Annotated in this window: 14 protein-coding genes; 2 read left to right on the top strand and 12 right to left on the bottom strand. The window is 39.4% G+C overall.

From position 1 onward, the window contains the following. Positions 1–8: 8 nt before the first annotated feature. Entirely contained in the window at positions 9–695 is a 687-nt protein-coding gene (locus DWV85_RS06760) for a Crp/Fnr family transcriptional regulator (protein ID WP_123138390.1), read from the bottom strand. 362 nt (positions 696–1,057) lie between these two features. On the opposite strand from DWV85_RS06760, the gene DWV85_RS06755 reads away from it, so the two are divergent. After that, entirely contained in the window at positions 1,058–2,395 is a 1,338-nt protein-coding gene (locus DWV85_RS06755; RefSeq protein ID WP_004697837.1) for an MFS transporter, read from the top strand. A gap of 665 nt (positions 2,396–3,060) precedes the next feature. Here DWV85_RS06755 and hemQ read toward each other — a convergent pair. The 6 genes from hemQ to DWV85_RS06725 form a co-directional block, all read right to left on the bottom strand. Further along, positions 3,061–3,792 carry a hydrogen peroxide-dependent heme synthase gene (gene hemQ / locus DWV85_RS06750; protein WP_123138389.1) on the bottom strand — a complete coding sequence of 244 codons (732 nt, stop codon included), beginning with the start codon at positions 3,790–3,792 and terminating at the stop codon, positions 3,061–3,063. Between the two features lie 230 nt (positions 3,793–4,022). Beyond that, complete coding sequence (gene hemG / locus DWV85_RS06745; RefSeq protein WP_123138388.1) at positions 4,023–5,639, bottom strand: protoporphyrinogen oxidase; 1,617 nt, start codon at positions 5,637–5,639, stop codon at positions 4,023–4,025. Further along, positions 5,636–6,535: a ferrochelatase gene (gene hemH, locus DWV85_RS06740; RefSeq protein ID WP_012863809.1), complete on the bottom strand. Its 900-nt coding sequence runs from the start codon at positions 6,533–6,535 to the stop codon at positions 5,636–5,638. The genes hemG and hemH overlap by 4 nt, the downstream gene beginning before the upstream one ends. 4 nt (positions 6,536–6,539) lie before the next feature. Beyond that, complete coding sequence (gene hemE, locus DWV85_RS06735; RefSeq protein WP_123138387.1) at positions 6,540–7,583, bottom strand: uroporphyrinogen decarboxylase; 1,044 nt, start codon at positions 7,581–7,583, stop codon at positions 6,540–6,542. A 264-nt stretch (positions 7,584–7,847) separates the two neighbouring features. Next, positions 7,848–10,742: an AAA family ATPase gene (locus DWV85_RS06730; RefSeq protein WP_123138386.1), complete on the bottom strand. Its 2,895-nt coding sequence runs from the start codon at positions 10,740–10,742 to the stop codon at positions 7,848–7,850. Next, positions 10,732–12,003, bottom strand: a complete 1,272-nt coding sequence (locus DWV85_RS06725; RefSeq protein ID WP_123138385.1) for a DNA repair exonuclease — start codon at positions 12,001–12,003, stop codon at positions 10,732–10,734. The genes DWV85_RS06730 and DWV85_RS06725 overlap by 11 nt, the downstream gene beginning before the upstream one ends. A 327-nt stretch (positions 12,004–12,330) precedes the next feature. On the opposite strand from DWV85_RS06725, the gene bioB reads away from it, so the two are divergent. Next, on the top strand, positions 12,331–13,359 hold the full coding sequence (gene bioB / locus DWV85_RS06720; RefSeq protein WP_004694042.1) for a biotin synthase BioB: 1,029 nt from the start codon (positions 12,331–12,333) through the stop codon (positions 13,357–13,359). 120 nt (positions 13,360–13,479) lie between these two features. On the opposite strand, the gene DWV85_RS06715 is transcribed toward bioB, so the two are convergent. The 5 genes from DWV85_RS06715 to DWV85_RS06695 form a co-directional block, all read right to left on the bottom strand. Continuing rightward, the gene (locus DWV85_RS06715) at positions 13,480–13,842 is read right to left on the bottom strand and encodes a hypothetical protein (RefSeq protein WP_008603073.1); all 363 of its coding nucleotides are present in this window, start codon (positions 13,840–13,842) and stop codon (positions 13,480–13,482) included. A 594-nt stretch (positions 13,843–14,436) separates the two neighbouring features. Then, complete coding sequence (gene cooS / locus DWV85_RS06710; protein WP_077708012.1) at positions 14,437–16,596, bottom strand: anaerobic carbon-monoxide dehydrogenase catalytic subunit; 2,160 nt, start codon at positions 16,594–16,596, stop codon at positions 14,437–14,439. A gap of 408 nt (positions 16,597–17,004) precedes the next feature. Next, entirely contained in the window at positions 17,005–17,910 is a 906-nt protein-coding gene (locus tag DWV85_RS06705; protein ID WP_123138384.1) for a LysR family transcriptional regulator, read from the bottom strand. Between the two features lie 231 nt (positions 17,911–18,141). Then, positions 18,142–19,770 (bottom strand): phosphoenolpyruvate carboxykinase (ATP), encoded by a 1,629-nt coding sequence (locus DWV85_RS06700; RefSeq protein WP_077708010.1) that lies wholly within the window; start codon positions 19,768–19,770, stop codon positions 18,142–18,144. Between the two features lie 368 nt (positions 19,771–20,138). After that, positions 20,139–21,755, bottom strand: coding sequence for a PAS domain-containing protein (locus tag DWV85_RS06695; RefSeq protein ID WP_123138383.1), 1,617 nt, complete (start codon positions 21,753–21,755; stop codon positions 20,139–20,141). Between the last annotated feature and the right edge of the window lie 87 nt (positions 21,756–21,842).

The raw sequence follows: 21,842 nt of genomic DNA, 5'->3' as shown, positions 1-21,842 counted from the left end.
AAATCCTGTTATTCGATATTACTAATATTAGGGTCTATATTATCAACCTCTAAATCAAGTAATCCGATTAAAGCGTCAAAATCACAGATTACTAGATGGTGTTTGTCATAGGCTACATAGCCCAACTTACGCAACTCACTTAGCATGCGATTTAAACTTTCTCTTGATGTGGCAGCAAATTCAGCCAACTCTTGATTTGTTAGGGCAATATCAATAAAGATACCATCCTCGCGCTTTACACCATAACTATTGGCTAAGCGCAACAAGGTAGAATAGAATGCTCCCTTCTTGCCGTAAAGTAGCAAGTCCCGGTATTTTGCCTGTTGACGACGCATATGTAAAGTGTAGATTTTCATCATTGCAATAGCCAATGAATGGTCTTTTGCAATAGCCCCTTCCAACACATCATAGCGTATACAATAAACAGAGCAATCCTCCCGAGCAATGGCGTTGAACACATATGTTCTAGTGTTCTCCTCATACAACGGAACCTCACCAATTACATTATTCGGCCCTACTAAACGCAACGCAAAAATGTGTCCGCTAGCTTCGAACTTCTTAATGCTCATTCTACCTTTTACTACTACGTAAAAGTATTCTGCCTTGTCCCCCTCACGGAAGAGAAAATCACCTTTTTTAAGATGTAGTTCCTCACCCGGCAAAGCAAGCAATTGGTTAATTAATTTTTGATCCATACCATTATCACTCCACAGTACTTTTATAACAAAATCCATTAGTTATACTAATCTATTTATAGTAAAAGTACGTATACTATATACTTTTTCGTATATATATGATTATTATAACTTATTAATTTCAGAATATGTGTGTTTTACATCACATTCACAAAAAAAATTACACTATATAATATATCTGTGATGTAAGACATTGAAAAATATTAATGCTACAATAATTATAACGCAGTTTTGTAAGTAAATCGAATGCTTTCTATGGAAATTCTTTAGATTTTACTATTTATATATATATATAACTATATATAATCTTATATATTTTTCTTGTCTACGTGTATAGTTGTTACAGTAAGGAGAAGTTCAAAATGAACGAACTAAAAATGCCTCAAGTAGGTGCAAGCCGCAGCGAAATCGTGGCTAATTGGCAACCGGAGAATCCGGAATTTTGGGAAAAGTTTGGCAAAAAAATTGCTAAACAAAACCTCGTTATATCCACTATTGCCTTAACACTTTCATTCTGTGTTTGGTACTTATGGGCAACCATTGCGGCTCAGCTAAATAGCGCTGGATTTAACTTTACTACTGATCAATTATTTACATTGGCTGCCTTACCAGGCCTAGTAGGTGCCACATTGCGATTTGTATACACATACATGCCAGCACTGTTAGGCGGTAAAAACTGGACATTTATTTCCACAATTATCTTATTAGTTCCTGTTGTGTGGCTCGGCTTTGCTGTACAAGATACAACAACTTCTTATGCGACATTTATGATTTTAACAGCCCTTATCGGTTTAGCAGGTGCCAACTTCTCATCCTCTATGGCATACATTGGTAACTTCTTCCCTAAATCTGAAAAAGGCACAGCTCTTGGTATCAACGGTGGCGTTGGTAATCTTGGCATTTCTGTAATCTACTTCCTAGCTCCATTTGCTATGGGATCTGCGGCTTTAGGTAGTGTATTTGGTGTAACGCCAACAATTATTAAGGGCAACGCAGTATATCTAGCTAATGCAGCTTTCATGTGGGTTGTACCTCTTGTTGTTATCCTTGCATTGATGACTCGCTTCATGGATAACCTACCTCTAGAAAAACCAAATCCTAAAAACCTCGTACAAATCTTTGGTAACAAGCACACATGGGCGCTAACATTGCTCTATACATGTTCTTTCGGTGCATTCTCTGGTTACGCAGCAGCACTTGGTCTATTAGTAGGCAAAGAATTCCCTGAAATTCCATTTGCTTCTATCGCATTTGTAGGTCCACTCGTAGCAGGTGCCCTTCGTCCTGTGGGTGGTTGGTTAGCAGATAAAATCAATAGTGGTACAAAAGTTACCTTTATTAGTCTTATCGGCTTATGTGCATCAACCGCATTAATTGCAGTTGGTGTAGATATGCACAACTTCCCATTCTTCTTTGCAATGTCCGTATTAACTTTTGTATGCTGTGGTTTTGCTACCGGCGCAACATTCCGTATGATTCCACACGTATTTGGCAATCCATTGCTCTCCTCTTTAATTACAGGTTTCGTAGCCGCTGTAGCTGCATATGGTGCCTTCATTACTCCTAAAATCTTCGGCTTTGTATATTCCATGTTCGGCAATATTCACCCAGCCTTTGCTGTATTACTTGCGTTCAACCTTGTAACTGTATCTGTGTGCTACTGGTTCTATGTGCGTAAAGGTGCAAACATGAACGTATAAGGGTATAACAGAAACTATAATTCACAACCAAATAAGGTAATAAAAGACTCCCTCAACAATCCTCCATGCGAATTAGTTCTGCGGCCATAGGCCTTGAACCCGCAAGTCGGATTTTATGAGGGAGTTCTTTTATTGAAAATTAGAAATGTATTAGCATTTTAGCGTAAGGTGAATTATAGTTTCTGTTATCTAAGTGGGAAGAAAGAACCTCGTAAGTCGGATTGATGCGGGGTTCTCTTTTATAAAAATATAGCCATGAATAAGATAATCGAATATAGTGAATTATATTTTACACAGTACAGTGCGTACAGCAAATTTTCTATTCAAAATTATAGCCTTCATTTTGAGGGAAGAAAAATGGACTGCTAAGCAGTCCATTCATTCTAATTTGACGATATATATCTTTATCTCTATAATATAAATAGATAGTCAGACGAGTAGGAACGTCAGGCGCATCTCAAAAACAAAACATATAGGAAATGGCCTTTCTGTTTATCTAATTACACTGGGTAACGGAGGGCTATTTGCTTTTTGAGAGACCCAACCTCGCCGACTACCTTAAGAACATTATAAATCGAACGAATATACGATACAACAAGCAGTTATTTATCGATATATATGAATTAAATAATAACAAAAAGGGACTGCCAAGCAGTCCCTTTTTATTATCCAAAAATTTCTTCTAGTAGTGCATCGTCGATGATGGTACCAACGTAGAAGTCGCTGAAGATGCCGTATTTTGCACTGGCTTCTTCGAAGCGCATATCGTATACGATTTTTTTGAATTGGATGTCGTCGTTACTAAAGATAGTAATACCCCATTCCCAGTCGTCTAGGCCACAGCCACCAGTAGTGAATTCAGATAATACATCCAAGTATGTTTTACCAAGTTCACCGTGAGCTTTCATCAAAGCACCGCGCTCTTGCAGTGGTAACATGAACCAATTGTCATCACCTTCGCGTTTTTTACTCATATTATAAAAACAGATATATTTATCGCGAGGTACATGAGGATATAATTTTTGATTAACCTCCTCTGTATCTAACTTGGCCTTAACATAGGTGCTTACTTCTGTTACAGAAGTATAAGAATAAGTTTGCACCAACACGCTTGCAATAGCTAAACGACGGAATTTACGTTCTACTTGAGCCAAGTATTCAAGGGATGGACCGAGAATCCATAAGATTAAATCCCCTTTTGCTCCATTACAATCATAGAATGCATAGCTACCTTCTTTAGCTTGATGTTTAGCTTCAAGGTCGGCTAAGAATGCTTTTAATTCATTGCGCGCTGCTGCTTTTTCATCCTCTGTGAAGCAGTTCCATGCGCTGAAATCCATGGCGAATACCATGTGTTGGCTATGCCAACCTTCTACTGTAGGGATTGCTTTTCCCATTATGATCACTCCTATCTATGGTGATTATATCAAAATAATAATGTATATCTATAATTACGGAAATCAAAAGACTCCACTTACTATTATAGCATATAGAGTCTTTTCAATTTAGTTTCTATTGAGATTTTTTATTAGTACATTCTTTAGTTAAGACTAAACTTCTACTTTTATGCTGAGGATAATCCTATAGCTCTTAATACTATACTAACTCTTTTAAGCAAGTCACTATTTTACTTGTCATTCACAAGTTTTTCTACCAGTTCTTTTGCTTGTTTTACACCATCAGGGATTCCAATGCCATCAAAGGGCGTACCGATGAGATGTAAATTTGGATAATGCTCCGCCACATGTTCACGAACAGATTTAATGCCTGCACGATGGCCTACATTATATTGAGGCATACAGTGAATGAGGCGATTGATGCGCACCCACTCTGGTTTGACAGAGAAACCCATGATATGTTGAATTTCTTTAACTGCCAATTCTGAAAGTTCCTCTTCGCTGAGTCGTTCTACTACATCATTACCAGGCTTACCAATAAAGACTCGCAACACCACCTTGTCATCTGGCGTTGTTTGAGGCCATTTTTGATTAAGAATAGTACACGCTGTAAGAGGCGTATCTGTATTTCTAGTAATAAGCAAACCCGATCCCTTGAGAGCACCATCAAAGGTGCTTTTATCAAAAGACATAATAGCAATGGCGCAACTAGATTGCTCCATGGAACGCAAGAAGTCAAAACCCTGATCATCCTTAAACCATTGTGTATACGTTGCCGGCGGCGTACTAATAATCACATGATCTGCCATAGATTGACAACCACAAGAATTGTTATACTGATTGACCACATCGATTGCGTACACACCTTCAACATATCGAATATCAGAAACTAGTGTACCTGTATGCAAATGTACATTACTAGGCATAGCCTCAACGATAGCGGTAATCACGCTTTCAAGGCCGCCTGTCAATTGACGAAACATGCCGGATTGAGCAGCAGTACCCTTTCGACTTTCCATATCCGCTTGTGTCTTAGCAGACTGATGATTAGAACTAGTCTTTGTCATTTGACTAGAATTGTTTACACTATTACCAGCAGAAGTATCTTGACTAGTCTTAGCTTCGTGACTTTCAAATTGACGGTCCGTCATAGTGCCTTTACCAGCTCGAGGAACATCACCTTCAGTAACAGCCCCTTTGGCGGCCTTAGAGACACCTGCTTTGGAGTGACTCATCTTAGCAGCCATCATACCTTTTACCATGTTCCCATACTTTTGTTCTACTTGAATAAAATGAGGGAATGTCGACAATAGGCTAATTTTATAAATATCGCCACCATAGATACCCGCTAATAGGGGCTCGATGAGTTTATCCATCATTTCTTGTCCTAAGTGGTATTTGAAAAAATGACCAATGGATACATCCCCATTTTTATCGAGTTGGTATGGTTTCTTAAAATAATCTAGGCCAGCACGCAATTTACCAGGCCATGAAATGAGTGTTGCTTTCACAAAGGGCATCATTTCCGTAGGAATGCCCATGATGGAGCCGCCCGGAATTGGGTGGATAGAGCCCTTATCATATACAAAGGCTTGACCTGTTTCATTAGACACAAGGGTATCACCTAGTCCAAGATCATGCACGAGATCTGTCATTTCTGTTTTACGCCCCAAATAGGAGTCAGGACCGAGTTCCACTACGAAGTCATCCACACGTTGCGTTTGTATTTTCCCACCAAATCGTGGTGCTTGTTCGAAAAGAGTAATGGTCCATTCCGGCTTTGCATGGCCTAAATAATAAGCCGCTGTTAGCCCTGTTAAGCCACCGCCCACAATTGTTACATTCACGAATGAATCCTTTCTATTATTGCACTCGCCATTGCTTGTAAAAATGTTTCATTACAATTTGGCATGGGTGCACGCATATATGTTGCGCCCTTTGCTTCAACGAGTTCTTTACACTCCACATCATTATCGTACAGTACCTCAACGTGATTGCTTACAAATCCAAATGGTACAAAAGCAATGCGAGTAGCACCAGTTTGTAAAGCTTCATTGATTGCATCCTCTACGGTAGGTTCCAACCATTGGCCATGAGGAGCCGCACTTTGCCATGCCACAGTCCAGTTCGGTAATTTACAATATTCAGCAATCTCTTTAGCGCTTTCCTCTAAAGCCAACGCATACGAATCGCCATCATGATTATTGATAAGAGGTATACTGTGCGCACTAAAAATAACGAATACATCTTTAGCATTATGCACACACTTTGAAAGTGCTTTTACCCAGTATTCCTTAAAAGTTGGTTGATCCCACCATGAACGGATAAAGTCAAATGTCACATTATCATGGTTTGAAATGGCTGCTTGCACTTGTTTTTCATAAGCTCCAGTACCGAGAGCGGTGAAGAATGGAGCTGTTACAATAGCGATAATATGCTCCACTCCTTGCTGGACTAAGCAGTCAACCGCATCTGCAATGGATGGTTTCATGTGTAAAAAACCAATAGCGGAAGGCATAGTTGGCAACAGAGTAAGCAATGCTTTATATTGGCACTCTGCCATAGTTTGAAGCTCAATATTTTCCCATTGACCGATTGTATCATAACGCTTAGTGAGATTTGTAATCTCTGCTTCCGTTGGTACACGGCCACGACGAATGCTCGTCATATAGGGTACTAAATCATCCTTACTTAAAGGGCTACCATAAGACAGGAATAATAATCCTTTTTTTTCTACTTTCACTAATTTACCTCTCTTGAGCCCAAATCTCACGACTACGCTCATGCACATAGTCCGTTAGCCAATGGAGTTTTTGAGGATCTGCCTCGGGGAATACGCCATGACCTAAATTAAAGATATGGCGACCATAGCGAACTCCTTCGAGCAAAATACGATCTACTTCGTGAGCCAATGTTTTTTCGTCTCCGAACAGATACGCTGGATCTAAGTTACCTTGCACGGTTTGCGTTACACCCCGTTCATTCGCCATAACAATGGAACTACGCCAATCAAGGGCAATGACGTCTAATGGCAAATGAGACCAAATAGACACCAAATGGTCAGTGCCAACGCCATTCATCGCTATAGGTAAATGAGGATATTTAGCTTTTACAGCCTTAATGATTCGTTCCATATGAGGGTAAATCCCTTGTTTATACTGATCTGCATTAACAGCCCCTACCCAAGAGTCGAAGATTTGAAGTGCATTGGCACCCGCTTCGGCTTGCATGGATAAGTACGCAATGGACATGTCCGCCAGTTTAGTCATCAATGCATTCCACACATGAGGAGCACCGATGAGCATGCCACGAGTCTTATTGTAGTTCTTCGTTGGTCCCCCTTCGATAAGGTAGGATGCAATCGTAAACGGCGCACCGCAAAAACCAATGAGTGGCACGTCGAGCATGCCAGATGTTAAGAGTGTAATCGTTTTACCGATATACTCTACCTTGGTAGGATCAAAGGAATCTAGAGCCTCTACATCAGCCATAGAACGGATAGGCGTGCTAAACACAGGACCCACACCGGCCTTGAGCTCAACATTTACATTCATAGCCACCATTGGGCTCATGATATCTTTGTAAAGGATAGCCGCATCAACGCCGTATTCCTTAACAGGTAATTCCGTAACACGAGCACATAACTCGGGCTCTTTTGTAATTTCAAATAATGAATATTTCTCTTTGATTTTGCGATATTCCGCTTGGCTACGACCAGCTTGACGCATATACCACACAGGCGTTACACCAGGGTTCTTCCCTTGGATCATGTCCAAATAAGCTGTGTTCAAGTACTCAACCCCTTTCGTTCTAAATGTATACTAACACACTATGGTAACTAAAACAGTTACTTTAGTTACAATCACACACATTATTTATTCTTTAATAATCCCTAATAATCCCTGTGAAAGCATGTGCCTCCACAGGGATTATTATTTCATTACCACTTTGATTTAACTAAGACTTTAATTCAAGTATGTCGTTAAATTTACTAGTACTGTAATGTAACCACTACTTTAATTTGACTGAGTCTTTAATTCAAGTCCGAAATTCATTTAGCTACGACTTAGTCTATGGCAATCGATGCCCATAATAGATTGAGCCATATCATATACGGAGCGTTGACAGGTAAAAAGCCAAATCTGTTGATTCTTTCCAAGCTCAGCCAACAGTTCCAAGGCACTACGTTGACGATTTTCGTCAAAGCGCACCAAAATATCATCCAAAATAATCGGCAAGGATTCTACTTGATAAGAGAATACCTTTGCTAAGGCAAGACGCAATGCCAAGTATACTTGGTCAGCTAGACCACTAGACCAGAATTTAAGTTCTAGTCGTTCCCCATCGTTGTTGATAAGTGCTACCCCTTTGTTGATACCTAGAATATCAAGTGTATACCTCTCACCAGTTAGGCTTTCAACATAAGAGGATGCAAGTTCTAACATATGAGGTTGTTTTTCTTGTTCATATGATTGTTGAGCCTTATCCATACAATGGCTTATCAATACTTGCGTAGCCCAATCTTCCAGAGCAGACTCTAATTCACTTTGTAAAGCTTCACGTTCTTGCAACATTTGGTGTTGTTCTTGGTCAGATCCAAGTGTACGCATGGCTTCAACGATTTGACCGCGACGCTCGTACAAGGTAGCCAATTTATCTTCAATAGAGGCTATTTCACGCTCAGAGTGAGCCAATTCATCTAACCAGTTATCTTTGTTGCCTTCTCGCAAACGACGATAGAACAGGTCTTTATTCTCCGCATCAGGAGCAAGTAAATCCAGCTGTACCTGACTTTGCTTGTAGATAGTTTGCCACTGTTTATATTGGTCCTCATCGATAAGATGTTGACGATACTCGTTGGAACTTTCCATACCCGCTTTATGGAGCAGTTCTTGTTGACGAAGGAGTAGCTCTTTTTCCTTACGATGCCAATTATCATATTCATTACGGAAGCTTTTACGTTGTGCTTCCTTTTGTTCCCATACAATTTTATTTTGTTGGAAGTTCTTATATTGGTTATAAATGCGTTTTAGCTCTGTTGGAGATACTGGCGCCTCTATCCCAAGGTTATACCACAAAGCCATCGCTTGGTCTTCAATAATACGTAGGCCTTCTTTATGCTCCGCTAAACGCTTTTCATAGCCTTCTATAGTACGTAGTTGCTCATGATATTGATCATATTCATGTTTGAGGCCAAAGAAATCATCTTCATCGAGACTCTTAGCCGCCCCTTGTGGTAACCAGTTTTGCCATGCTGCGAGAGCTTCATCGTAAATACCTTGTAATGTATGACCTTCTTGAATCCAACGTTCAAGATGTGCCACCCCTTCTAAGGATGGTACAGGACTCGCTGTAGGCGTAGCAGCCTTGATCAAAGCCTCTAGCTGATGTTCTACATCAGATTTACGGGAAGATAAAATTTGTAACTCATAGTTTAATTTAGACACATCAGAGTTACCATTATGAAACCTCCAGGTAGCATACCAGAATAGCCCCATAGATAGAATCAAGAAAATAAAACCACCTATAGTATATAATGCAGATTCAAGAACCAACAGGCCTGCTAATACTACCAATACAGCTATAACAGCACCTATACCACTAATGCGTTGTAGCCATTTTGGCAGAATTGTGGGCTGTGCGTCTGAACCATAACTATTCCGTCTAGCCTCTAGTCTAGCCTCTACTTGATCTATATCCATTAAGATACGATCTAATTCACGTTCTAAATATTCTTTTTTAGCTAATTCTTCTTCACTAAAGTTAGGTAAAGTTGCACCTTCAAGGTTCGCCGTCGGCACCTCATCGGTAGCCTCTGCAGGTTTGCGGTCTTGCCAATGTAAAAGTTGTTCTTTTGCGGTGCGCAAACGACTTGCCAAACGTTCTCCATCAAACCAATTGATGTCTTCTGCCATTGGCTCATCGTGACGCCACGCAGAATGTAAGGTGCGTGAAAACTCTAATTGTTCTCTAACCTTACGGATGTACGCATCGCCTTCTTCGCACTCACGGCGTAATTGCTCCCATTTAGCACCTTGTTGAATGAGGTCTTCAATATCTTGGCCGTAAGTTCCAAATGGGCTATCAGGACTAAAGTTAGCGGGCATCAATGCCGCTTCCTTTTCCTGCCATAATTGCATATTGTCACGAGCCCGTTTTATTTCTTCATCAAGACGTAGGAACTCATCACGACTCAAGGCGAGCTCACTATTATACTGCTGCATGTGCATACGCGCCTCTTCACTGCGACGATATGTATCCCACGCACGCAATACTACATCGATACCATCCCGATATTCCTTCCATTCTTTCAACTGATTTTGCAATTCCATTTCGGTTTGCTCCGTACTGTGAAAGACGGTTTGTAATTCCACATATTGCGCTTCATGCTCCGCCAACTGACTCAACTTTTGACGGTTTTCTTTAAGCTCATCCATCAATACATTGATGCGACGTTTACCATTCGAGGATGCTACAAGTAGGTCTGTAGCCCCTTTTTCAACATCCTTAACAGCTCCACCTAAGTGTTCTCCTCCTTCGGCGCCAAAGAATCGAGAACGAACCTCTACCTCTTGTAATACATCAAGGCCTTGTAGATCGTCTAATGTTAACGCAAATATGCGGTTATATGTTTTTTTATCGATGCCATGCCACCAATGTTGAGCCGGCTCTTCATGGATGGCAGGATGACCAGGGCTGTAAAAGTCTAACTGCTTACCCTTACGACCGATATAGTAACTTTCACCATTACGGTCCACATCAAGGGCCCCCGTCATAGGGCCATAAGCCTTATGAGTACCGCCAAATAACAAGGTGCGCATCCCTTCGAGCAAGGATGTTTTACCACTTTCATTAGGGCCATACATGAGTTGAACCCCATTGTCACCCGTGGTGAAAGACCAGTCGCGATATGGGCCAAATTCATCAAATCGTATGCGTTTAATGTTCATCATTAGCCCCCATCAATACAGTAACACCTTCAATTTCACAACGTTTCAAAGCTCGTGCCAATAATTCATCACTCAATAAATCGGCATATGCGCCTAAGCGCTTAAATTCAGGACGATCAGCCATGATTTGACGCGCAATCTGTATCGCATCTCCATCTACCATATCGTCATAAGCACGCAAGTAATCACCTACTACATCTGTTAATAAACGTCGTTCAACTAGATTAATACTAGGTCGTGTATTAGAAATAATACGGTAAGGCATAACGAATATAGATTTGCCTTTCTCTTCATTTTGAGACTCTTGCAACCATAGTTTTCGAATCCCCTCTTGCGTACATAGGCGATGTAGAGGTCCCGTTCCGGACAAAACGAGGGACAACAAGATGTTTTTCTTATGTTGCTTTCGCAAGTTTTCTTTTTTACGCCGCAAAATCTCTAAGAAATCTGTTTCATTTTGCATGCCAGCAATATCGATTTTGATTTCCTCAAATCGAACAGCACAGGTGTCGATAAATCGCAAATCACAATGACCATTATGAGATACGGATACAAGATAACATCCCTTAGGTCCATGTTCTTTACGATGCAATCCTTGCGAATTACCCGCATAAACTACGAGAGGTTCCTCGCTAAGAACTTGAGATTTATGAATATGACCCAATGCCCAATAATCCATGGCAGCCTCTGTTAAATCAGTTAAGTTACAAGGTCCTGTTACATTATGATTTTCAGAGCCTACACTAGAACCTACAGTACCATGCATGACAGCAAGGGAAAACTCATCCCGTTCAAAAGCTCTGTATTGACGAGCATAGTTGTCGCTTTCATTACCATGACCACAACTAATGCCATATACGCCACCAATTTCTATATTATTAACGATGAGCGGGAAACGCTGTACCTGTTCGCTAGAAAATATATGGACATTATCTGGCATCTGCAGTTGCGCTTTCCAGCTTTCAGCAGGATCATGATTACCTTGTACCATATAAACATCAATACGATGCTCAGCCAAGCGATACATGGCGCGCACAAAACGGACTTGAGCCTCTAAATTATGGTCTTCGCTATTATAAATATCTCCAGCTATTACGACAGCATGCACATGTTCTGTAATAGCAGTATCAATAATTTTATCTAAGGCTACATAGGTTGCTTCACTTACGGCGCGATCAACAGCATTGCTAATACCTGTAGCATATTGAAAGGGTGCCCCTAAATGCAGATCACCACAGTGTATAAATCGAAACGGCTGCATCTATATCCACTCCTCCATTAATATTTTTATTATAGTTATATATAGTAATTACAATAGTTTATTATACTACAAAACCTTAAAGATAAGTTAAAAATAACTATCATTTAGCATCAAAAAGATATAGTTAAACTAAACTTCTCTTAACTATTAATAAATATAAATTATAAGATAAGCTCATATTCTCTCATCATAAGATATGAATCATAACATGTTATTATTTTTGTTAACCAATTCATGTATTAAGTTGACAATTTATACATGAACGTTTACAATCAAATTGTCAATATATTATGTTTTTATTAAGTTAACAATTTCCCGGAGGCTATTATGGCTTTGCCTATAGATCAACAACCATCCCAAGTGGGTACATACGAAAAAATTCTTACCATTGCAAACCGCATCATGAACGGCGGCGAAATTACAAAAGAAGAAGCAATCGAGCTGATTCATACTTCAGATGATGATACCATGATTCTACTCGCTATGGCTGATAAAATTCGCCAACATTTCAATGATAATTCTGTGGATGTATGTGCCATTGTTAATGCTCGGTCCGGCAAATGTCCTGAAAACTGTAAATTCTGTGCTCAATCCGCACACCACAACACAGGCGTTCAGGAGTATCCTTTCATGGATGAAGAAAGCATTCTCCAAGCAGCACGTAAAGCTAAAGAGGCTGGTGCAATTCGTTTTTCCATCGTAACAAGTGGTCGTAATACTAATAACCCTGATGAATTTGATCAAATCATCCATGTATTAGGCCGTATCAAAAATGAAATTGGCCTTGAAATCTGCTGTTCCCTTGGGTTGTTAACTTACGAACAAGCACTCAAATTAAAAGAAGTTGGTGTTACTCGATACCACTCCAATATCGAAACGGCACCTAGTCACTTCCCAGATATTTGTACTACACATTCCTACGAAGATAAAATGTTTACCATAGATAATGCACAAAAAGCAGGCATCCGTGTTTGCTCTGGTGGCATTCTTGGCCTTAACGAAACATTAGAACAACGCGTAGAAATGGCGTTCGAACTTAAACGTTTACATATTGACTCCGTGCCATTAAACATTTTGAATCCTGTTAAAGGGACTCCATTTGAAAGCAACGAAGCTTTACGTCCATTGGATATCTTACGTACCTTCGCCGTATTCCGTTTCATCTTGCCAAATGCATTGATTCGTACTGCAGGCGGTCGCGAAGTAAATCTACGGGACTTACAAGCTTATGCTCTAAAAGGTGGCCTAAACGGTATCATGGTTGGTGGCTACTTAACCACTGGCGGTCGTTCACCTCAAGACGATCTCCAAATGATTCAAGACTTGGAGTTGACTCGCAATACAGCTCAAGTCTAAAAACCTCATATATACCATTCTCCATATCTAGAGGATGTAGTATATAAATTATTCCCTAATGCTTTATAAATATTTTACACATAAAAAGAACCATCTAGTTTGCTGTACTAGATGGTTCTTTTATTTCCATAATAAAATGTAAATGGCTTGACCATTTGTGTTACCCGCAATGGGCTCAGGATTCTCATTAAATTCTACATTTTCATACGGCGTCCCGTCTGACATGTACGCATCTACCTTCAATGTTTCCATGGTTCGATTATATCTACTGATATAAACTTTATATCGCAATTCGTCGCCACCCAGTTCATTAACTCGCAGCCACAAAAGTGCATCGTAATCACTCTTCTGTACACTGTCATTGTCAATAAATAATTGGTTTCCTGATGCATCTGGTCCAACATAGTACCAGTCCGTTGCGTTAGTAGTCCCCCCTATACTGAGTAGCCACAAAAGTGTTAATATGGTGAATATTTTACTCATATGACTGCCCCTCTCATGCTATCGAGCTGTATATTTTATAAAAGCTTAATGTGGATAAACCTTTATAAAATATACAACTTCTCCTTTATATAATACCAAAATTGTCCCATATTTATCAACAATAATTAAAATTAATTACCATGTTTTTTACAAATATAAGAAACTTAAAGAAATTTATTAAATTTCTTCATTTTTAACTCATTTACCCTTCCTATAATGATAATGTCAAATGATAGACAAAGGTAACAATTCCCTGGTTACCGTACGTGTATTTATCTCCCGACAAGTAATACTAACCCCAAACCTACTACTTGTTTAAATACATGTTTCATTTGATATTAATACTAACACTCCCCTTACATGAAAAAAGGACTCTATATAGAGTCCTTTTTTCGTTGCTTCATAAACTTATACATATTGTTAAGTCTATATACATATTACCATAAGGGTTAATAGTAAAGGGTTTGTAAGAACTCACGAATTAACAAGTAACACTATACTCTTATATAAAGAAAAAAGCTCAAAAGCTTAAGGAAATACGATAACCATTACGCTTTTGAGCGTTTCTTATTATAAACTATAATTTACTAATTACTATTTTACTTCAGCCCAACCTAAAGCAGCGCGTTTTTCATCGATATCTGCCAAGATTTTCTCAGCTACTTTAGCAGGATCTGTATTAACATACATAACAGAACCTAAGATGTCTTTAGTGTCCTCTTTCAACCATTTTGTTACAGCATCAGAGCCTTGTGTAGGTGGTTCAACGCAGTGGTAAGAGTTAATACCCATTAGGCGGAAGCCAAGGGATGCATCGATACCTTTTTCGTTAGACCATTCAGGACTAGACATAGCAAATGGCAATTGAGGTAAGTTAAGGCCAAGTTCTGCAGCAATACCGCCGAAGATACCAGAGGAACGCGCATTATCTACACATTCACCCACATGCCATACTGGTGGTTGATCATCGCCCAAGAACTCTTGCAATGCAGGGCTACATTTCTTGTTAGCATCTGTATTACAATAGCCAAGTTTCATCAATGGGAAAGATGCACAACCGTTTGTAAGGATGATACAGCCATTTTTAATAAGTGTATCAACAATATCTACAGTTGCCTTTTCATAGATAACACGAGGGTTAGAACAACCTACTACGTTAACGATACCGCGAACTTTACCAGATTTTAAAGCCTCTGCCAATGGTTTGAAGGAACCATAATGTTTAACAGTGGATTCTGGAGAGAAGCCAACTTCTGCTGTGATTTCGTATGGCGGAATGAATACAGGCATACCTTTACGCAATTCATGCGCTTCAAGAGCACGATCCAAAATTTTGCGAGCCAAATCTTTTGTTTCAGCCAAGTTAGTGTGATGATGATCGTAGCCGATGTGTTCAGCACCTGGTAAACGAGCTGCATCAGACGTAGTGATAACCTTTGTGTTGAAGCAACGTGCTACGTCCATGATAGCAGGATATACGTCTTGTACGTCAGCTACCCAGCAATCGAGTGCGCCTGTACCAAGTACGAGCTCAGCGCCGATAGCATTACACAATGGAATAACATTTTCATAGCGGTACATACTGGATAAGCCAGAGCAGCAAATACCATAGAATTGAATACCTTTAGCTCCGATAGCTTTTGCTTTTTCTAAATACTCTTCGGACGCACCAATCTTACAAATTTGAGAAACCAATGTTGGCAAGTGACCATGAACAGCGATGTTAACATACCCTTTTTTCAAGGCTCCAATGTTAACTTTGGATGTACGGCGACCGCCTTGACCGAATAATGCATCAGTAGCGATATCTGCGGCCACTACGCCTGTGAATGTGAACGCAAGACCACAACGCAAGAACTGCTTCATGTTGCTTTCCCAATCGCCATCTGTACCTACGGTTGTACGATGATATGCATCAAAGGCTTCATTGTATGCGGAAACAGGCAAGATATCCAAGTTTTTCCAAACTTCGCGACGCTCTGCAGGAGCCATAGCTGTAATTGTTTTATATTCACCTGGCAATGCACGGCTCAAATCTTCGAGCAATACATCTGCTAAATCATTAGCCACTTCTTTCAAGGAACGACCTTCTTCAGGGATGTTGAAAGCCTTACATACAGTACGGATTTTTTCTTCCCCTAAAATTGGAATGTCCAATTGGTCATTAGCAGCAGCTTTCAAAGAAATCAAGATTTCACGAGCATGTGCACCATGTTGAGTCAAACCACCTGCAGCAGCACGTGTCATATTACGAGCTACGATGAGGTCAGCATCCGCACCGCAGACACCACGAGGACTCTTAGGTGTAATTTTACAAGGGCCCATGAAACAGATACGACAACATATACCAGCAATACCAAATGTACATTGTGGTTGTTGTTTATCAAAGCGGTCAAATACCGTATCACAACCGATTTGCTCCATACGAAGAATCATTTCACGCACAGCAGGATCTGGTGTTTGTTCAATTACATCTTGTTTTGTAGGCCATGTTTTACGATACTCAGCAACAGCTTTCATGTAGTCATTTACACCATGTTCATGAGGTACCCCTGGTTCATGAGTGTGTGGCACCCATTTATCCGTCGGAAGAGCCTTTGCATGACTATGATCGTGGTCATGTTGATGATCGTGGTCGTGACCATGATGATCATGACCGCCACAGTGGCAATGATGTTCATGATTATGGTCGTGACCATGTTGTTCACCATGATTGTGTTCATGGGTATTTTTATTTTCCACATCTTTACTCATTTGAAACCTCCTAGGGGCCTACATAGGCCAACCAATAAAAACAAAAACATATTCTACTTTTAATTCACTTTAAATCCACTACAATGATGGGTTTTAAATCCTATCTCCTAAATATGTTTTAATCTACTATAAGTATATTTTCTGAAAAGACATTTGTCAATTAGAATTTGAGAAATTTTTGACGCATCTATATCTAAGAATATGATAATTACTATATTTATTTAATTCGATTCTTTCAGTTTCTTTTCATAAATAAAAAGAGACTAATTCCTAATTTTTACAGGAATTAGTCTCTTTATTTTATTGATTAATTGATTGATTTACGTATTAATTTATATATTAATTATTAATTTATTAATATGATCCACCCCTCAGGATATGCCACCTAACCATCTTTATACCTATACACTACAAAAATTGCAGCATGATATGTGCTACTTCAGATAAATGGAAACGTTTTGCCCGATCAGACCTCGCCACAAGAACTAATTGGCGGAAACAAAGTTTCGATGCAAGAGGATAGAATTTAACCTTATCGTCATCCCCCTTTCTATTGAGCGTGCTCGGCAAGAATGTAATACCATAATCATCTTCTACCAAGGACCGGCATGAATCTAGAGTTTCAGAGCCAATGACGGCTTTGGGCACAAAGCATTCCGCTTGGCATAAACGGTTTACCAACGTCCGTAATTTGAGTCCTTCTCTTAGCAAAATAAACGGAAATGCTCCAAAGGGTGCAATTTCTCGAATTCCATCACCAGTCATGAGAGAATCTGCAATGGCTATAGCCTTCTTATTTTCCACACTAATGGCCAATAAAATCTGCTCATCTAAAACGGGATAACTTTCAAGATCCTGAGAATAAATCGGCGTTGGGAATAACCCTACATCTACTAAACCATCACAAATTTGCTGTTCCAAGAAGTGAGATTCACCCTCTACAACATGGAACTCCCAAGACGGTTCAATCTGTTGAAAGCTTTTCAATGTTTTCCCGAGCATATGATGTCCATAAAATTGAGACAAGCCGATACGCACATGATAGGCTACATCTGTGCCTTGATTAGTGATAGATTGCGTTAAAGCCTCCGCCTTTAAAACTAACGGCATGCCCTCTTTTGCAATTTGTAATGCCGCAGCCGTTGGCACGACTTTTGTACGATCACGAACAAACAACGTAACTCCTAGCTCTGCTTCAATACGACGAATTCCCTGACTCAACGCCGGCTGAGAAATATATAACTTTTTAGATGCCTTAGAAAATGATGCCATCTCAACGATGGTACTAATATATTTAATGTCTTTTATGTCCATATACGAGTCCTTATAACTATGTACATATACAAGTCTTATAATAAAACATTATTTCTATTATAACTATATATTACTAAAATATACGTTACATATACATGGGGAAAATAAAAAAATACCAAGAAATTTAGTGCCTTACAAACCTAAATTTCTTGGTATGTCTTATAAGTTAAACGAACTACATATAGTATGCGGTAAAACCGCATTCTATTACAGCCCTTTTTAATTTTTAGATTACATTAAAGATTTAAGTACATCCAATACTTCTTGAGGTAATTCGTTTTTATGACCTTTAAGTTTTTCTACATAATCATAGCGGAACTCAAAAGCTTGGTGCAATTGGTGATGATACTCGCGTACTTCGAATGGAGGTTCAAAACCTGGTACCTCTACATAAGAAAGATTTTCGTATTCACAGAACGGTTTAAATTCTAATGTACCTTCTACTAAACGCTCTAATAAATCAAGAGTAACTTCTTTAGGAATTTTATTTTCCAAGAAGAAGCCGGTGTTCATGATGTAGCACTCTACGCCACATTTAGAAAATAATTTTTTGTAGCTTTCATAATCACGAACCAATGGATATGTACGGAATGGATTTGCATATGGTTCGATAACAAGCGCATTTGGATCGACGTGAGCATCAAGTTTTTCTGCTGTAGAACGACGAGTCGCAAGGGTTGCACCCATTGTAGAAGCCAATACAGGATCAGAAATCTTAAGGATTGGTGGCAATGTTTTATCTTTCATAAGCCATACAATCGCATTAACAGGTTCACCTACGTAGTTTACGCGGTTATCTGTCCAGAATTGAGATTTAATAGCACGTCCATTGCTGTTTCGCACATCTTCGGCCAGTACAACCTTACGGCCATCCTCATCCATCGTTACACCTACATTTTGTAGCGTCAACAAGAATTCGTTAGCAGGATGTTCCACAGGATAATCTTGCATTTTGTCAAAGTATGTAGGTTCAAGAGCAATAGAACTCAAATCGTTTGTATTGATAACATACGCATCGTCATGCAAGATAGAAATATCATAACGACCATCATGTTTTTCATGAGTCAATGTGGATTTACCGGAACCGGACAAACCGAATACACCAATAGTGTAGGATTTGCCCCCTTCAAGGTTGTAACGTTTCATACCGCCGTGGCATGCAACATAATCAAAGCGGTTTGCCAAGGACCACGCAAGTGTAAGCGTACCTTTTTTATGCTCCCCGAAGTAGCGCATACCAAGAATCATGGCACAGTTATGAGCAGGGTCAAAAATAGCAAGACCACCTGGATGACCTGGCACAACATAGTCAGGATCAGAGTAAATATAGATATCGCCTTCCGGAATGTCTACACTATCGTTGTAGAATTCTTTTACAGCCGCATCAAAGAACTTAAAGTTCATAAGCCAAGAATATAAAATAGACGCGTGATCTTTTGGAATCATCAAATGAGCACGAGCTGTGAATTTTTTATCAAGACCAACGATAGATTCCGCAGAAATCCACTCTTTATTGCGGCTATCATATACTGCGTCACGTGCAATGTTAGCGAGTTCAACTTCATCTATGCCTTCATCGCCAATAATGCGGCGAGCTTTAGCATAACGGCCAGTAGTTTTACCATCGTTTGTAACAAGAACCTTTGCATCAGCTGGCAAACCTTGCTCTAACGGTTTAAATACTGGCATATCGAGGACGATAACACCTGGCTCTTCAGAGGCTAATTGATACGCTTGTGCCACAGATGTTACAGGAGTTACATTGTTCCCATAGAATGCAGTTTCAATTGTACTGCGCATCATAGAAAATAATGGGTTTGTTTTGATTTCACTTTGCTTCCAAACGCGTCTTGTCGACATAGTATCTAGATCCTCACCTTTAAATATATTAGTAATTTCTCTTGTAAAAGTAATGTTGTACATGAAAACACTGCTAAGGCAAATACTTTCATTATTTTCTATTTTACCCTTTTCAATCAAATTTGTATACATAAAACAAATGATTTATAGGAAATTAATGTATGTTTATTTTGAATTAGTGCAACACATTTGTAATGTAATAAATTAATACCTAGCGGCATAAAACTATTAGTATGCAATGGAACACCTTAAAAACTAGACATAGTTACAAAGTAACTAGTTATATTTACAAATCAACTAGTCAAATAGCTAAACGAAAAAGAGGCAAGGTCCTAAACACTTGCCTCTTTCACGTTTAAAAAATGCAATTATTTCTTATCTTTATTGATAAATGCATCGATTTTACTAATTAGATCATCTACCTCAAAATCGCCACGTTCTGCCATCATCTTAATTGTTGCCACCTTGGCCATTACTTTTACCATAGGTGTTTTTAATTTCTCAAATTTAGGATTCAAAGAAATCAAATGATCTACAATATCTGGACGATGTTTAATTAAATTAGACAATGTTGTTTTTGCATCGATGTGGAATCGACCATCTGCATCAGTTGTTAATGGTTCTTCTTCTACCTCTTCTGCTGCCTCTTGAGCCAAGGATTTTTCTTTACCACCATCGCCTACAAAATCAGTTTTATCCCAAGTCAACAATGTACGAGAACCCTCAAGTTCACGGATATGAGTACAGTCTTGCATCATTTCCAATACGCCGCGGAATTTACCATTTTCATCGCGCACCGCTGTGTAGATAACATAGATGAACAAGCCTGGTTTATTAATCCAGAATTCCGCTTGGCTTTGTTCGCCAGAACGGAACTTCTCTACGATTTCCTCTACTATATGAACAGATTTTGCGGGGTGACAATTCTTCACCTCACGGCCGATAACGTTCGCACTGCGAGGGAAAATACGATGTGCCGTATCGCTGTAGAACTTAACTAGTTCATTTTCATCTACATAGGATAAATCTACCGGTAAATGACGGAACAACAAATTAATTTGCTCTAATGTCAATTTACCCGTTGCCACATCGAGGACTGCATCCTTACCAGTGGGCGCACCACCAACAGGGCCTACATATTTAGATAGCAAGCCCGCTAAATCATTTAAAAATTCGTTAGATACAGCACCACCTTGAGCTGAATTATTGCCATTCAATTGCGCCGCAGAATCATTAATACCTGGCACTACATATAAACCTGGCGCATTGATGATAGCATAACCAATTTCATGGTCATTTTTACTCATCCGAACAAACTCTTCGTCACTCAACAATTTATAAGATGTGGGCAATAAGACTTCTAGTTCTTTAGAATTCAAATCCCGTAATTTCGCCAAGGTTTCTGGTACAGACGCTAGGAATTCTTCGTATTTATCCTCTCGAAGCAATGCATAGGATGCAGAGATAGCATCGCGCACAGCATCATCAAAGGTCCACATAATGCGCGTTGGGCGGTCAAAACCGTGGTCCTCAAGCATTGGATACAGTTGATTTTGCTTACGAGACAGATGTGTTCTCCACTCTGCTAAGGAATCAAAAACGCCGAGCCACGGATTTTTGATAAACTTCTCTTGCTTTAATAATTCATCCGCTTCTAGAGCAACCTTCTCAACAGCGTTGATTTCTTCCAAGTATGCCCACAACGGATGGTTTTCAGGGTATTCATTTTCGGCACGTACTAAAACGCCGTCAAATAAATCTAAGAGATCATCCATTTTCTCTAGGATTTCTTCGTCCTTGTAAACACCTTTCAAGCTTTGCTCTGCATAGGCAAACTCATCAGGTGTACAAGTACCTAGTTTCTCTTTTAAAATGCGATTGCCCTCTTCTAAGGACAATTTACCATCTAAATAATCTTCTTTAATGGACACAATAATTCTGTAACGTTCATTGTTAATATCTAGCTTTTGTTTTAATGGATTCATATGCTTATACCTCCACGGGCTAATCTATAATTATATTTTTATTATACCATTTTGAAAGTAATTTTCAGTTGCTACAGATACAATTTT

Source organism: Veillonella sp. AF13-2 (genome assembly GCF_003603295.1).
Lineage (GTDB): Bacteria > Bacillota > Negativicutes > Veillonellales > Veillonellaceae > Veillonella > Veillonella parvula_E.
Note: the sequence above shows the minus strand (reverse complement) of the source record. Positions and strands in the feature narration are given on the sequence as shown.

Coding starts and splice junctions, on each gene's coding strand:
- DWV85_RS06760 (WP_123138390.1), bottom strand. CDS start 695: ATGGATCAAAAATTAATTAACCAATTGCTTGCTTTGCCGGGTGAGGAA.
- DWV85_RS06755 (WP_004697837.1), top strand. CDS start 1,058: ATGAACGAACTAAAAATGCCTCAAGTAGGTGCAAGCCGCAGCGAAATC.
- hemQ (WP_123138389.1), bottom strand. CDS start 3,792: ATGGGAAAAGCAATCCCTACAGTAGAAGGTTGGCATAGCCAACACATG.
- DWV85_RS06730 (WP_123138386.1), bottom strand. CDS start 10,742: ATGAACATTAAACGCATACGATTTGATGAATTTGGCCCATATCGCGAC.
- DWV85_RS06725 (WP_123138385.1), bottom strand. CDS start 12,003: ATGCAGCCGTTTCGATTTATACACTGTGGTGATCTGCATTTAGGGGCA.
- bioB (WP_004694042.1), top strand. CDS start 12,331: ATGGCTTTGCCTATAGATCAACAACCATCCCAAGTGGGTACATACGAA.
- DWV85_RS06715 (WP_008603073.1), bottom strand. CDS start 13,842: ATGAGTAAAATATTCACCATATTAACACTTTTGTGGCTACTCAGTATA.
- cooS (WP_077708012.1), bottom strand. CDS start 16,596: ATGAGTAAAGATGTGGAAAATAAAAATACCCATGAACACAATCATGGT.
- DWV85_RS06705 (WP_123138384.1), bottom strand. CDS start 17,910: ATGGACATAAAAGACATTAAATATATTAGTACCATCGTTGAGATGGCA.
- DWV85_RS06700 (WP_077708010.1), bottom strand. CDS start 19,770: ATGTCGACAAGACGCGTTTGGAAGCAAAGTGAAATCAAAACAAACCCA.
- DWV85_RS06695 (WP_123138383.1), bottom strand. CDS start 21,755: ATGAATCCATTAAAACAAAAGCTAGATATTAACAATGAACGTTACAGA.